The sequence below is a fragment of the Acinetobacter lwoffii genome (genome assembly GCF_024129715.1).
Taxonomy (GTDB): Bacteria; Pseudomonadota; Gammaproteobacteria; order Pseudomonadales; family Moraxellaceae; genus Acinetobacter; species Acinetobacter lwoffii_U.
Map to the genome: position 1 here is coordinate 30910 of NZ_JAMXXM010000008.1, position 14568 is coordinate 45477.

Annotated in this window: 12 protein-coding genes; 8 read left to right on the top strand and 4 right to left on the bottom strand. The window is 39.2% G+C overall.

All coding sequences use genetic code 11. From position 1 onward, the window contains the following. Positions 1–93 precede the first annotated feature (93 nt). The 4 genes from holA to NI462_RS07515 all read right to left on the bottom strand — a co-directional run bounded on the left by holA (position 94) and on the right by NI462_RS07515 (position 4929). The gene (gene holA / locus NI462_RS07500; protein ID WP_253159846.1) at positions 94–1080 is read right to left on the bottom strand and encodes a DNA polymerase III subunit delta; all 987 of its coding nucleotides are present in this window, start codon (positions 1078–1080) and stop codon (positions 94–96) included. Positions 1081–1089: 9 nt separating this feature from the next. After that, a complete protein-coding gene (locus NI462_RS07505) occupies positions 1090–1623 on the bottom strand; it encodes an LPS-assembly lipoprotein LptE (protein WP_253159848.1) in 534 nt (177 codons plus the stop codon). 207 nt (positions 1624–1830) lie between these two features. Further along, positions 1831–4452, bottom strand: coding sequence for a leucine--tRNA ligase (gene leuS, locus NI462_RS07510; RefSeq protein WP_253159851.1), 2622 nt, complete (start codon positions 4450–4452; stop codon positions 1831–1833). A 123-nt stretch (positions 4453–4575) separates the two neighbouring features. Then, a complete protein-coding gene (locus NI462_RS07515) occupies positions 4576–4929 on the bottom strand; it encodes a DUF4124 domain-containing protein (protein WP_153567166.1) in 354 nt (117 codons plus the stop codon). Between the two features lie 686 nt (positions 4930–5615). On the opposite strand from NI462_RS07515, the gene NI462_RS07520 reads away from it, so the two are divergent. The 8 genes from NI462_RS07520 (at position 5616) to NI462_RS07555 (ending at position 14564) form a co-directional block, all read left to right on the top strand. Further along, positions 5616–7343 carry an acetolactate synthase 3 large subunit gene (locus tag NI462_RS07520; protein WP_004278370.1) on the top strand — a complete coding sequence of 576 codons (1728 nt, stop codon included), beginning with the start codon at positions 5616–5618 and terminating at the stop codon, positions 7341–7343. Next, positions 7340–7831, top strand: a complete 492-nt coding sequence (ilvN, locus tag NI462_RS07525; RefSeq protein WP_004278369.1) for an acetolactate synthase small subunit — start codon at positions 7340–7342, stop codon at positions 7829–7831. The genes NI462_RS07520 and ilvN overlap by 4 nt, the downstream gene beginning before the upstream one ends. Positions 7832–7937: 106 nt before the next feature. Next, positions 7938–8954 (top strand): ketol-acid reductoisomerase, encoded by a 1017-nt coding sequence (gene ilvC, locus NI462_RS07530; protein WP_004278368.1) that lies wholly within the window; start codon positions 7938–7940, stop codon positions 8952–8954. Between the two features lie 173 nt (positions 8955–9127). Further along, positions 9128–9607, top strand: coding sequence for a DUF2971 domain-containing protein (locus NI462_RS07535; protein WP_253159853.1), 480 nt, complete (start codon positions 9128–9130; stop codon positions 9605–9607). 15 nt (positions 9608–9622) lie between these two features. Continuing rightward, the gene (locus tag NI462_RS07540) at positions 9623–9958 is read left to right on the top strand and encodes a hypothetical protein (RefSeq protein WP_253159855.1); all 336 of its coding nucleotides are present in this window, start codon (positions 9623–9625) and stop codon (positions 9956–9958) included. Between the two features lie 900 nt (positions 9959–10858). Then, positions 10859–11380: a hypothetical protein gene (locus tag NI462_RS07545; protein WP_253159857.1), complete on the top strand. Its 522-nt coding sequence runs from the start codon at positions 10859–10861 to the stop codon at positions 11378–11380. Between the two features lie 110 nt (positions 11381–11490). Then, positions 11491–12192, top strand: coding sequence for a fimbrial biogenesis chaperone (locus NI462_RS07550; protein WP_005107881.1), 702 nt, complete (start codon positions 11491–11493; stop codon positions 12190–12192). Positions 12193–12233: 41 nt separating this feature from the next. Then, positions 12234–14564, top strand: coding sequence for a fimbria/pilus outer membrane usher protein (locus tag NI462_RS07555; protein WP_253159859.1), 2331 nt, complete (start codon positions 12234–12236; stop codon positions 14562–14564). The last annotated feature ends 4 nt before the right edge of the window (positions 14565–14568 follow it).

The window sequence follows — 14568 nt, forward strand, 5'->3', positions numbered from 1 at the left end:
GAACGATTATAAAAGCGAAATTAGGATAAATCGTGTATTTTTTTAAACTAATAGGAATGATTATTATTTTATTTTTCGAATTTTGACAAAAACTTAGTGAAATAGGGGCTTGCCACAGATACTGGAAATCGCCTGTAGCACCAGATGCTCCGGATTCTCATGTCCAAGTCCTTTAATTGAGGCATCAATTCTTAATAATAACCCCGGCCAGGCCAGAAAAGTCTGTGGGCTGAGACGGCGCAAGGCTTGTTGATATAACCCGACTTTGGTTTTCCAGATCCCGATTTGCAAGACATTTTGCGGTTGTTCAAACAGCTGCATCAACAGACGCATTTCCTTGCTGAGACTCCATAAAATCAGGCTCATCGGTTCACCTGAAACGACTAGATACTGAAAAATTTTGATCGACTGGGAAAGATTACCTTGTAGCAGGGCATCGCTCAAATCATAGGTGCTATAACGTGACTGATCTTGTAAACAGGCATATAAATGATCAACCTGAATGATATCGACTTCAGCAAAGGTATCGCTAACCCGCATCAGGCTGTTCTTTGCTGCAAGCAGGTTGTGCTCATGATGTTGTTCCAGCCATTGCCAGGCATCATTGGCTAAACGAATGCCGAGTTTTTCAGCTTCAATACCCAGAATCTGCTGCCGGTCTTTTGGATAATTGGCCACCAGCGAAACATTCACACCATTGGCATCAATCAGCTGAAAGAAACTGGATTTCAGGCTATTACTATCCTGTTTGGGCATCACCACCAACAGCAGGTTTTGTTCATTATGCTGCAAATAGTTTTTCAGTAACTTGATTGCGCTGGCATCCGGTTTGATATTGCCATGTACTTCAATCGCCAACTGGGTTGAAAACAGCGACAAGCTGTTCAAGGCATTAAAGACGGTTTTCCAGTCGGCGACCGAACTAATGTCATAGCGTTGACGTTCAATGTCCTGCTTTTGCCAGCTGGCCCGAAAGGCATCAATTAAATTCTGTTCCAGCAAAGGCTCTTGACCATGCAAGACCCAAGCACCGCGAGCTTCATCGACACGTTTCAGGGCTTGCAGATAATCAAGTTTCATAAAGAGGTCTTATTGAGCAGGTTGCGCTGAGGTATTTTGTTTGGCTAAGGGTAAGCGGTTCGATGAAATCTGACGCGCGATCTGCTGCGCCACATCATCAATAATGACCTGATTCAGATATTTTTGTTCCTGGTCATCGGTGTTGACCGTTTCAATATCATATTGATACGTACGTGTTGCCACGACAGTGCGTGGTTCAGTGATCGGATTGCCTTGTGCATCTTCAATCCGGAAAGTCACGTTTAAACGTAATAAGGTTTCAACTAGTTTACCGTTCAGTTCCAGACGGCGAGGGGTGTAATCCAGGACACGTAACACATAAGCATTGGGTGCATTACTCAGCTGTACGCCTGCAGCACCGAGGTAAACTGCCAGTTTCTCTTGCAGTTCTTCAGTATTGGGCGGTAAAGACAGGCTCATGACAGAGTAAGCAACAGGGGCGGAGCTCGGATTGGTTCCTTTCAGATGAAAGCCACAGCCGACTAAGCCTGCACTCAGACCACAAGTTAAAACAATTGCTGCTAAATGTTTGTCCAAATGCATGTGTTGCCCTCTATGCTTCCCGAAGGGGAATATTTGAAATCCTGAACTGGATTGTAAAGTCAAAGCCCGTTGGCTGGCAACGGGCTTTGTTTGGGAATTGTGAAATCCTTCAGAAAGTTCCTTCTCCCTCTGGGAGAAGGTTAGGATGAGGGGTTATATATTTACCTCTCCCTAGCCCTCTCCTGAGAGGAGAGGGAACTTAAGGACTTAAACCACCAAATTCACTAATTTATTCGGTACCACAATTTCTTTCTTGGTTGGGCCAGTCAAGAATTGTTGAACTTCAGGCAATGCTTTGGCTTGAGCCAAGATGTCATCTTTAGAGGCATCTACAGATACTTCAAGCTTACCACGAAGCTTACCGTTGACTTGAACCACGATGGTTTGCGTATTACGTGTCAGCGCAGATTCATCTACCGCAGGGAATAAAGTTGAATTCAATTCAATCCCAAATTCAGCCAATAAAGTCTGGCTTAAATGCGGTGCAAATGGTGCAAGTAAAGTTAACAGCGTGGTAATCGATTCACGTGCGACAGCAACGTCATTGTCATCTTGAGCTTCAAATTTGTTGTTAGCATTTAAAAGTTCCATCAATGCAGCAATGGCAGTGTTAAATGCATGACGACGTTCAATATCATCACCGACTTTTTGGATGGTTTCGTGTGTCTTACGACGCAAGTCTTGTGCAGCCGTAGACAGTGCCGCTTTGTCGATGTTTGATGCACCGTTACCTTTTTCAAGGAAGCCTGTTGCTAAACGCCATACACGTTTCAGGAAGCGGTTTGCACCCTCAACACCGGCATCAGACCATTCAAGTGATTGATCAGGTGGAGCCGCGAACATCATGAACACACGTGCCGTATCTGCGCCGTACTGGTCAATAATCGATTGCGGGTCGATACCGTTATTTTTCGATTTCGACATTTTTTCCTGACCACCAACGATAACGTCTTGGCCATCTTCTTTATATTTGGCAGAAAGCACACGGCCTTTTTCGTCTTTTTCAAGCTCGATATCTGCCGGATTAAACCAGGTTTTCTTACCTGAGTCTGCTTCACGATAGAAGGTATCTGCTAGCACCATCCCTTGCGTTAACAAGTTAGTGAATGGTTCATTGCCTTGTACCACGCCTTCATCACGCATCAATTTGTGGAAGAAGCGTGCATAAAGTAAGTGCAGAATCGCGTGTTCAACACCACCGATGTATTGGTTCACAGGAAGCCAGGTTTGACCTGCTTCAGGTTTCACCATGCCACCCGTAAAGTCTGGAGATGCATAACGTGCATAGTACCAAGACGATTCTACGAATGTATCAAGCGTATCTGTTTCACGACGTGCGTCGCCACCACAGCTTGGACAAGTCGTTTCATAGAACTCAGGCATTTTGTTCAGTGGGTTACCTGAACCATCTGGAACAACGTCAGTCGGAAGAACCACAGGAAGCTGCTCTTCAGGTACTGGCACTTGACCACATGATGGACAGTTAATCATTGGAATTGGACAACCCCAATAACGCTGACGGGAAACCCCCCAGTCACGTAGACGGAATTGAACTTTAGAACTTGCTAGGCCTGTTGGTTCTAATTTAGCAAGGAATGCATCGTATGCACCTTGGAAATCTAGACCGTCAAATTCGGCTGAATTGACCAGTTTACCTTCTTTCGAGCCATACCATTCTTGCCATTGAGTCGCATCAAAGTCAGCATCCTCTGCGCCTTTAGCATCAATCACTTGCTTGATGGTCAAGCTATATTTATTGGCAAATTCGAAGTCACGTTCATCGTGTGATGGAACTGCCATCACTGCACCTGAACCATAAGACATCAATACATAGTTGGCGATCCAAACCGGAACTTCTTCGCCAGTCACAGGATGCTTCACAGAAAGACCGGTTGCCATGCCTTTCTTCTCGGCAGTCGCAAGATCCGCTTCTGCCACAGAACCCATACGGCATTCTTCAATGAATGCAGCCAATTCTGGGTTTGTTTCAGCCGCTTTCAGCGCCATCGGGTGTTCTGCTGCAACTGCAACATACGTTACGCCCATCAAGGTATCGGCACGGGTAGTAAATACCGTTAAACCATCTGCATACACGTCAGGATTTGCTGAAGGGAAAGTGATGTCCATCCCTTGTGAGCGGCCAATCCAGTTACGCTGCATGGTCAACACTTGTTGTGGCCAGCCATCTTTAAGCGTGTCTAAATCGTCAAGTAACTCTTGCGCATAATCGGTAATGCGGAAGTAGTACATTGGAATATCACGCTTTTCTACCAATGCACCTGAACGCCAGCCACGACCATTTTCAACCTGTTCGTTGGCAAGAACAGTCTGATCGACCGGATCCCAATTCACGGTTGAAAGCTTACGGTAGATCAAGCCTTTTTTATAAAGCTGAACAAATAGCCATTGTTCCCAACGATAGTATTCAGGGGTACAGGTCGCAAATTCGCGATCCCAGTCCACTGCAAGACCGAGTTTTTTTAACTGGTCGCGCATGTAAGCAATATTTTCAAATGTCCATTTTGCTGGTGCAACCTGATGTGCAATCGCTGCGTTTTCAGCAGGTAGACCGAAAGCATCCCAACCCATTGGTTGTAGGACCGTTTCACCTTTTAAGCGATGGAAACGGCTGATCACGTCACCAATCGTATAGTTACGCACATGACCCATATGCAGCTTGCCACTTGGGTAAGGGAACATCGAGAGAATATAACGACGTGGACCTTCTACTTTGTCGGCAACTTTAAAGGCTTTGCGAGATTCCCAATCCTGTTGGACTTGAGGCTCAATCGCACTGGCTTGATATTCGGAATCAATGTGAGTAGTCATAAACGTATCAGTGAATTACGGTGAAAAAAGTCTGTTGCACAGCATAGCGCAAAATGCACCTAAAAGTGAATTTTGCGCCGGCATTTCCCGAAGAAAAAACATGCTGTTCTATATGGAGCTGTCTTATAAAGCAACTGCACGGTTTTTAGATTGCTGTAAGGCTTCGTTGGCTTCACGTTGTTGCTGGTCCTGATTCACAGGAACTTGAGGTGCTTGTTGCTGTTGTTCTTGAGGTGTGTTTTCGGTTTTCACTTCAGTTTCAGCCGTTCTAGGTGATGCCGGTGCTGAATTTTTCCAGCCATAGGTGTCTACTGTGGTGGTTTTTTTCGCAGATTTCGGCGGTGGCGTCTTGGTATAATGCGTGACGCCTTTCGCATCGACCCATTTATGATACTGGATCGCGGAAGCGCTGGTGCTACAGATGCTCAAAACAACTAGGCAACTCAAACTGAAGGCGGTTAAAAAAGATATTTTCATTGTTCTTGGACCTCGGCTTGCTAGGCATGGAATACTGCAATTATTGTAGTGATATTTTCAGTAAAAATGATGGATTTTTATCTGCTTTATTCAAAGCGAGCTGCTTAAATAAGCTCAATCTAGCGTAGAAGAAATCAGAGACAAATCTTCATATACAAAATTTATTGATAAACAATTTCCTTTCATTTGATAAAAATTCATTCATTTTTTTTATATAAGACATATTAAAAATTTATAAAATTAAGCCATTAACTCTATGAATTTTATTGGATTAGATGAATAGGAAAGACAGTAAATGCATGGCTATAAGCTGATATTGCTGTTAAAAACAGCAGATCTAGGCGCTATAAGCGTAGATTGTCTGTTTTTTAAACTTGACTTTAAAGCCTGAAAACACAAGAATGCTGCAATAGTTTTATATGCCTTAGATCGATCACCCTTCGACTAAGTGTCATTTCATGCAATGGGCGATTTCTCTAGCCGAGAAATTGAACAAAGCTAAGCAAAATATGTTTATCCCAACATGTTTTAGATCCCGTATTGCTCGAACAGCGAAGAGATCAGATTTTTTTCCTATTGCTTTGAAAACTATGAAATTTGTGTGCTATAACAGTGCAGACAGTTAACAAATGAAACACTGCAAATGCCTCCCATTTGTGCAGTGAATAATATTAGGGTGAATCACGTTGGAACTTCTATCTGGTGGTGAAATGCTTGTTCGCGCATTAGCGGACGAAGGCGTTGAACATGTTTTTGGATACCCAGGCGGCGCAGTTCTTCATATTTATGATGCGCTATTTCAACAAGACAGAATCAATCATTATCTCGTACGTCACGAACAGGCTGCCGGTCACATGGCCGATGCTTACTCACGCGTGACAGGCAAGACCGGTGTTGTGCTAGTGACTTCAGGTCCGGGTGCAACCAACACGGTAACGCCAATTGCAACGGCCTATATGGACTCAATCCCGATGGTGATTTTGTCAGGTCAGGTTGCGAGTCATCTGATTGGTGAAGATGCATTTCAGGAAACCGATATGGTCGGTATTTCACGTCCTATCGTGAAACATAGCTTCCAGGTGCGTCATGCCAGCGAAATTCCTGCGATTATCAAGAAAGCCTTCTATATTGCGTCTTCAGGTCGTCCAGGTCCTGTAGTGATTGATATTCCAAAGGATGCGACCAATCCTGCAGAGAAATTTGCTTACGAATACCCAGAAAAAGTGAAGATGCGTTCGTATCAGCCACCGTTCCGTGGTCACTCAGGTCAAATTCGTAAAGCGATTGAAGAACTGATCCATGCCAAACGTCCTGTGATTTACTCGGGCGGTGGTGTGGTTCAAGGCAATGCTTCAGCACAATTGACAGAGCTTGCGCATCTATTGGGTTATCCAGTGACCAATACCTTGATGGGTCTTGGCGCATTCCCGGGTGATGATGAACAGTTCATCGGTATGTTGGGTATGCACGGTACTTATGAAGCTAACATGACCATGCACAATGCAGATGTAATTCTGTGTGTGGGTGCGCGTTTTGATGACCGTGTGACCAATAACCCTGCGAAATTCTGTCCGAATGCCAAAGTGATTCATATTGATATCGACCCAGCGACAATTTCAAAAACCATTATGGCGCACATTCCAATTGTCGGTGCTGTAGAGCCTGTATTGAATGAGATGTTGAATCAGTTGAAACAGCTTAATGTTTCTAAGCCAAATCCTGAAGCGATTGCGGCATGGTGGAAACAGATCAATGAATGGCGCAAGGTTCATGGCGGTCGTTTTGAAGCAGGTGTTGATGGTGTAATGAAGCCACAACAAGTGGTTCAGGCACTGGACAAAGTGACCAATGGTGAAGCGATCATTACTTCTGACGTCGGTCAGCATCAGATGTTTGGTGCGATGTATTACAAATACAAACGTCCACGTCAATGGATCAACTCAGGTGGTCTAGGCACCATGGGTGTCGGCTTGCCGTATGCAATGGCTGCGAAGCTTGCATACCCGGAACAGCAAGTAGTGTGTATCACCGGTGAAGCATCGATTCAGATGTGTATCCAGGAACTGTCGACCTGTAAGCAATATGGCCTGAATGTAAAAATCCTGTGCCTGAATAACCAGTCTTTAGGCATGGTAAAACAATGGCAAGATATGAACTATGAAGGACGTCATTCAAGTTCTTATGTAGATTCATTACCTGACTTTGCCAAACTGATGGAAGCTTATGGTCATGTTGGCATTCAGATTAATCATGCCGATGAGCTAGAGTCTAAGCTTGCAGAAGCGATGGCGATTAACGACAAGTGCGTATTTATTAACGTTATGGTAGATCGTACCGAGCACGTTTACCCGATGTTGATTGCGGGTCAGTCGATGCAGGATATGTGGTTGGCTAAAGGGGAGCGCACGAAATGAGACATATTATCTCTGTACTCGTAGAAAACGAATCAGGCGCGCTTTCCCGTTTAGTGGGTTTGTTCTCACAGCGTGGCTACAACATCGAAACATTGAATGTTGCCCCGACTGAAGATCCAACACTTTCACGTTTGACATTGACCACTTATGGCGATGATCACAAGATTGAGCAAATTACCAAACAGCTTAACAAGCTGGTTGAAGTAGTGAAAGTGGTTGACCTGTCTGAAGGTGCACATATTGAGCGTGAATTGATGCTGATTAAAGTGAAAGCATTGGGTTCATCCCGTGACGAAATCAAACGTACTGCGGATATTTTCCGTGGTCAGATTGTTGACGTAACCCCAACGACCTATACCATTCAGATCGCAGGTACGACTGAAAAAGTGGATGCATTTATTGATGCACTTGCAGAACACACGATTTTAGAAGTGGTACGTTCAGGTGTATCAGGTATCGCACGCGGCGAAAAAGTACTCACCATCTAAATTTTAAGTATTTCCTCATCTGAACAAGAAGAGGGTATCAGGCAATGTAAATTTAAGGGTCATTGCCTGATTTAACGGACAAACAAGCATTTAAGCGGAGACAGCAATGCAAATTTTTTACGATAAAGACTGTGACTTATCTATTATCCAATCTAAGAAAGTAGCGATCATTGGTTACGGTTCACAAGGCCACGCGCATGCGCTTAACCTGAAAGATTCTGGCGTTGACGTAACTGTAGGTTTACGTGCGAACTCTGCTTCTTGGAAGAAAGCTGAAAATTCAGGTCTTAAAGTTGCTGAAGTTCCTGCTGCTGTAGCACAAGCTGACGTAGTTATGATTTTGACTCCAGATGAGTTCCAATCTCAACTTTACCGTGACGTAATTGAGCCAAACATCAAGCAAGGCGCGACTTTAGCATTTGCTCATGGTTTCTCGATTCTTTATAACCAAGTTGTTCCACGTGCTGACTTAGACGTAATCATGGTTGCGCCTAAAGCTCCTGGTCACACAGTACGTTCTGAATACCAACGTGGTTCAGGTGTTCCTGATCTTATCGCGATTCACCAAGATGCTTCTGGTAATGCGCGTAACGTTGCTCTTTCTTACGCTTCAGGCGTAGGTGGCGGCCGTACAGGTATCATCGAAACTTCATTCCGTGAAGAAACTGAAACTGACCTTTTCGGTGAGCAAGCAGTTCTTTGTGGTGGTGCTGTTGAATTGGTTAAAATGGGCTTCGAAACTCTTGTTGAAGCGGGTTATGCTCCAGAAATGGCGTACTTCGAATGTCTACACGAACTTAAATTGATCGTTGACTTGATGTTCGAAGGCGGTATCGCGGACATGAACTACTCAGTGTCAAACAATGCTGAATACGGCGAATATGTAACGGGTACTGAAGTAATCAACGAACAGTCTCGTGAAGCAATGCGTAATGCACTTAAACGTATTCAATCTGGCGAATACGCGAAGATGTTTATTCAAGAAGGTGCGTTGAACTACCCATCTATGACTGCTCGTCGTCGTCAAAATGCGGCTCACGGTATCGAAGTTACTGGTAACAAGTTACGTGCGATGATGCCTTGGATCCAAGCGAACAAAATTGTAGATAAAGAGAAAAACTAATTTCTCGAATCAATTGATTTGAATGCGAAAACCCACTTAATTTGAGTGGGTTTTTCATATCTTGGAGCCAAGCAAACAAAATCGTTGATAAATAGAAAAACTAATCTCTTGATTGGCTGATTTTTATGCTATAAAAGCCCTGCGAAAGCGGGGTTTTTTATTGGATAAGAATAATGATTTTATATAAATATATGAGCTTTGATGATGCTCTTTTAACCTTAAATAATCGGACATTAGCTTTTTCGCATTTAGAGGATTTTAATGATCCGTTCGAATGTACAACATTAGGCTTGTATGATCATGTAATTTCAAAGCGAAATTCTAATGAGGTTTTGCAGCAGAAGTTTTCCAGAAAGTATTTAATTACATGTTTAACTAAACAGCCATTAAATCCATTGATGTGGGCACATTATGCAGATAGCCATAATGGTGTAGTAATTGGAATTGACGTAAATAAAGCTGGATTGAATGATGCTGATAAATTCATTATTACAGCAGGCTGTGGTTCAGTCACATATTTAAGTGAAGAGCCGAAAAACTTAAATCGATGTACTGTTGAATTTTTGAATAATGTTGAAAATTTAACTTGGGGAAAAGACAAAGAAATATTGAAACAAGCGCTACTTAATAAAATGCATTTTTGGAAGTATTAAGAAGAGGTAAGAATTGTGAAAAAAATTTCACCTTATATTTCTACCTATCATATACCACGTCAACGAAAGTATAATTTTGATGGTCAAGTATGGCAGAAAATTACACCAGGATTTAAACCAATTTATACATTGGAAATAAATCCTGATGCCTTTGTTGATGTAACATTTGGATTAGGTTCATACCGGAAATTAAGACGTTCACAAGAAAAAGAAACTAATACTTGGAATCCTGATAATATAGAAAAATTAGATCGGTTATATAACCTTTGTAGAAGTTTGAGTTTACCTGTATTTAAAGTAGATAAAGATTATGATAGGTGGGGTCTTACACGTAAAAATATTGATATTTAAAAATATTAAGTAATAATATTGGTTTTAAAGCATAGTATGTGTTCTAAATTTCCACTTCATTTTTCTTTTCAAAAAATGAAGTATAGCCAGCGTAAAAACTCATTTTTATTGATCATGTCCACACTCAATTTTTTATTATTTGATTTGTATAAATCATTTATTGAACTGTAATTGTACGACCTCTAAAAAAAATCAATTAAAAAATATTGAAATAAACATCACTAAACTTATTTTTACCTTGATGTCAATCAAAAAAATATTTATTAGAATATAAATTTTGAAATTAAATTTTTAAATATTAAAATTATTGATAAATTAAATTAATAGTAATTAAAATTTAATAATATTATAAAATTAATTATTTACTTTGTTACATTTTTATACTCTAGGTTCAATATATGCTTTGTGTTGTTTGATTGTAATTGTTTGTTTAGCTGAAAAATATTAAACTTTTATGATGCTGTAAAAATAACTATAAAAAATAAAAAAAATAATTTTTTTAAAGGGTAGTATCTGGAAATTGTAAGCATTTGTAAGATTTATTTCCAATTTAAATTGAGTAATTTGAAAAAATAATTATATCAATGTCTTGTGGGTATTTTTATCTATTAAATGAAGTGTGGTGAAAGTATGGAAGGCTTATAATTTTAAATTGATTGTATTTGTAATAATTTATATATAAGTCTAAGTGCTTATAAAACAAATAAATATATAGATAGATAATTTTATAAAAATATAGGCGGCTATATTGTGAATATTAAAGCTTTGTACGCTAATGAAAATAATCGCACTAATATGAGTCTGCGCTTAGAAAAATAGCTCTGAATTCTAAGAGTTGGGATATAAGCGTTAAAAATAAAAGAAAAATATATTCTTTTAAAAAAAGAAATGGAGAAAAACATGAAAAAAATGACTCAAGCCACATTGGCAGCACTCGTACTGGGTTTTAGTTTTAGTTCAACAGCTCTATACGCAGCAGAAACAAACCGAGGTGGTCCTCCACAACAGGGTCCAAATAAACCTCATAAACCAGGCAAACATGGATGTGGAGACAAATGTGACGGAAAAATTGACATTGTTTTGGAAGTTCCAAGACATTGTGATTTAGATGTTGAGACACCTCGATTAACACTTGCACAAACCACCGGAGGTAATTGGAGCGATGCGGGCTTCTTTAATGTCAGCACAAATGCCCCTTATCGATTAAATATTAATCCACTAAATACTTTGCGCAATGGTGAGAACTCTGTACCTGTAGTTGTGACTACTACACGTGGTGGAAAAGCTTATTATGGCACTCAGTCAAGTACCAAAGGACAAGCTCATCGTTGGGATGTCGCAGCTACAGTAGCTGGTAGTGCGGTTGAAGCAGCTGATGCTGGTACTTATCGTGGTGTATATAACGTAGAAGTGCGATTCTAATAATAAGAAATTTTTTATATAACATTTTGAATAAGTAGGAGATGTACTACATCTCCTATTTTAATATTTTTATGATTAATAATAATTATATTTAGGTTTGGGAGTGAAATATGATTAAAAAAATTATAGGATTTTCTATATTGTTTTTGTTTAGTTTTTCTTTATCAGCGGGAATAAAGTTCAGTCCTATCCAACTCTATATTCAAGATTTTAAAAGACAGAAAAGTACAACTGTTAATATTGAGAGTACAGGATTAAGTACTTCAAAAATATATGAAATTAGTGCATTTAAATGGCAGCAAAATGAAAAAGGTGAAGATGTTCTATTGGAGGATAATACTTTACTGTTTAATCCAAAAACATTTGAGCTAAAACCTGAAAGTAAACAAGTTGTCCGTATCGGGTTTAGCCAACCCCCATTAAATTTAGAGCAACAGCAATCATGGAGGATCATTTTTAAAGAAGTAACACCAGTTGATGATAATTCTTCGATTAATTTTTTGTTTAACTTCTCACTGCCTTTTTTTGCTGGAAAACAGGTTACACCACAATTAAATATAGATTTGCAAAAAATTAATGAACTGGCTTATCTAAATGTAAATAATCTATCTAAATCTCATGCAAAAATTACTGAAGTTATAGTATTGGATGATAAAAATAATCAACTCATGAAAAAAGATTTTGTTCAATATATTTTGAGTGGAAATAAAATTAAATTTGAACTTGGCGAATTAAAAGAAAATGGAGATTTGAAGTTAAAAATAAAAGTGGAAGACCATGAGGGATATTTGGAATTTCCTGTAAAAGCCTAGAAGATGCTTACAAAAAGAATAAATAGTAAAAGGATGATGCTATGAAGGTCACTAAAATTCTTCTAATGATCGCGTGTGGGATGGGGCTAACAAATGTAAATGCTGAAAATGTTCAACAGACGGTGCAGAAAGACAATCTAGAAATGTTCATCGTAAATATATGGATAAATGGCTTAGATTATAAAACTGAAGCAATTCATTTTTCTGATGGAGGGCAGAGGTATATTGAGTGTGAGGCTTTATCCAGAATAGGAATTCACATTGAAAGGATCCCCCGTCACTTGGTCAAGAAGGAGTTCTGTTTATTGAATCAACCAGGTGTAACAGTTGAAGATGACTATAGTTTACAAGCCATTAAAATTAACTTTCCAGTCAATTATTTTGAAGATACTCATTATGAATTAGAGGTAGAAAATCCCGAGAAAGCGAATTTTGGAGGGTTTGTTAATTATAGTTTATTTTATAATAAAGATGATGCAGAACAAGAGTTTAATACATTTTCAGAAATTGGGATATTTAAAGATTATTGGTTATTAAAAAATGCTTTTTTATATCGTAATGAACCTGAAGATATTGAAGAAGGATTTTTACGTGTCAATACGACGCTCGATGTTGAATTTCCAAAAATCTTTTCAAGACTTACCTTGGGAGATACGACAAGTCCTTATAGCAGTTTAAATAATTCTTTTCGGTTTGGGGGGCTAAGCTTTGGTACCAACTATACCAATCGTCCAGACTTTGTTTACTGGAATGCGCCTACTTTAAATGGAAGTGCAAGCGTACCCTCAACAATTGATCTATATATTAATGGGGTGCGTTTATATCGGGATTCTGTGACCCCTGGTAATTATAATCTTCCTGCTGGAGCAATGCTAAATCAGGCGGGTGATGCACAAATTGTTGTAGAAGATATTTTAGGGAATAGGAGCGTCCAGAGTTTTCCGGTTTATATTAATAGTCGATTATTAAAGCCAAAATTGAACGAATATAATATTTCATTAGGTAAACTTAGATATAACTATGATTATGTCGATGATGATTATCGGGAGTTTTTTACAAAATTGTTTTATCGGCGGGGTATAACTTCTTCAATGACCTTGGGAGGAGATTTTTTATATAGTAAAGATGTCAGCAATTTTGATTTTTTATGGACCCAAGGAATAAGTAAATACTTGCTTATGGATAGTGCATTTTCAGTTAGCCAGACAGAAGCGGATGATGAACAAGGATATGCGGCTTCGATAGCCCTGAGTCGGGATTTTAGAAACTGGTCCTTTGGTATAAATAGTCGATATTTTACTCAGGAATATCAATATTTAAGTGGTGATATATATGACTCTAATATTGAAGCCTCAAATATTCTATATTTTAATTTTTCCAATTTGGGATTCATTGATGGATTAAATCTTAGTTATATTTATCAATCTTATTATGATCAAAATGGTTTTAGTAATGATACTCAGAAAATTTTTGATATTCGAGCTTCAAAAAGCTTAACAAAAAAATTATATACAAATTTTGGCTTTTATAAAGATTTTGGGAATGATGGGGATCATGGTTTCAATATCGCCTTATCTTATGATTGGGAAGAAAAGGGTCAAATTTATTTAAATCACGATACTGAAGATAATGAAACGAGTTTAAGTTTTAGTCACAGAACGATGACTCAGAATGGTTTTGATTATGTTTTGGGGGTTAATCGCACTGAAGAAGAAGTTAATTACAATGCTTATGGTTTATGGAAAACCAGTATTGGTAATTTACAACTTTCTCATGATGAATATGAGAATCGTCGTAATTCACAGGCTATGTTTGAGGGCGCCTTGGTTTGGCTAGGTAGTAAAATAGCATTCACCAAATATGCTGATAATGCTTTTGCTCTGGTTGAGGTCGATCAACATCCAAATCTTGATATCTATCGTTCAGCGAGTCTAGCTGGAAGCACCAATAATCAAGGCTATATGTTTATACATAACATCATCCCTTATATCCATTACGATATTTCTTTTGACCATAACCAGTTAGCGATGGAAGAAACTTTTGAACACTCTTCTAAAAAAATTATTGGTCTGGATCAACGTGGATATAAGCTGGATTTTCCTATCTATAAAACCAAACGTATTGCGCTAAGAATTAAAGATGCACAACAAAATAATTTAGTCATAGGCTCTGAGGTTCTTGTGGATGGTCTCAGTACAGAACCTTCTTTTGTTGATAGTCAGGGTATTGTTTACCTATATCTATTTAAAGCAGGCACTTACAACATTAAAGTGAAGACTAATAGAGGACAACAGTGCCAGGCTCAATTCATTTTGAATGAAAACCAATTCCAGAATTCAGACAAACAAATTCTGGAAACTATATGTAAGTAGGAGT

What these genes read in the sequence shown, in the direction of transcription:
- NI462_RS07550 (WP_005107881.1), top strand. Translation starts at nt 11,491, where the DNA reads ATGATTAAAAAAATTATAGGATTTTCTATATTGTTTTTGTTTAGTTTT.
- NI462_RS07535 (WP_253159853.1), top strand. Translation starts at nt 9,128, where the DNA reads ATGATTTTATATAAATATATGAGCTTTGATGATGCTCTTTTAACCTTA.
- NI462_RS07515 (WP_153567166.1), bottom strand. Translation starts at nt 4,929, where the DNA reads ATGAAAATATCTTTTTTAACCGCCTTCAGTTTGAGTTGCCTAGTTGTT.
- ilvN (WP_004278369.1), top strand. Translation starts at nt 7,340, where the DNA reads ATGAGACATATTATCTCTGTACTCGTAGAAAACGAATCAGGCGCGCTT.
- ilvC (WP_004278368.1), top strand. Translation starts at nt 7,938, where the DNA reads ATGCAAATTTTTTACGATAAAGACTGTGACTTATCTATTATCCAATCT.
- NI462_RS07505 (WP_253159848.1), bottom strand. Translation starts at nt 1,623, where the DNA reads ATGCATTTGGACAAACATTTAGCAGCAATTGTTTTAACTTGTGGTCTG.
- NI462_RS07545 (WP_253159857.1), top strand. Translation starts at nt 10,859, where the DNA reads ATGAAAAAAATGACTCAAGCCACATTGGCAGCACTCGTACTGGGTTTT.
- holA (WP_253159846.1), bottom strand. Translation starts at nt 1,080, where the DNA reads ATGAAACTTGATTATCTGCAAGCCCTGAAACGTGTCGATGAAGCTCGC.
- leuS (WP_253159851.1), bottom strand. Translation starts at nt 4,452, where the DNA reads ATGACTACTCACATTGATTCCGAATATCAAGCCAGTGCGATTGAGCCT.
- NI462_RS07555 (WP_253159859.1), top strand. Translation starts at nt 12,234, where the DNA reads ATGAAGGTCACTAAAATTCTTCTAATGATCGCGTGTGGGATGGGGCTA.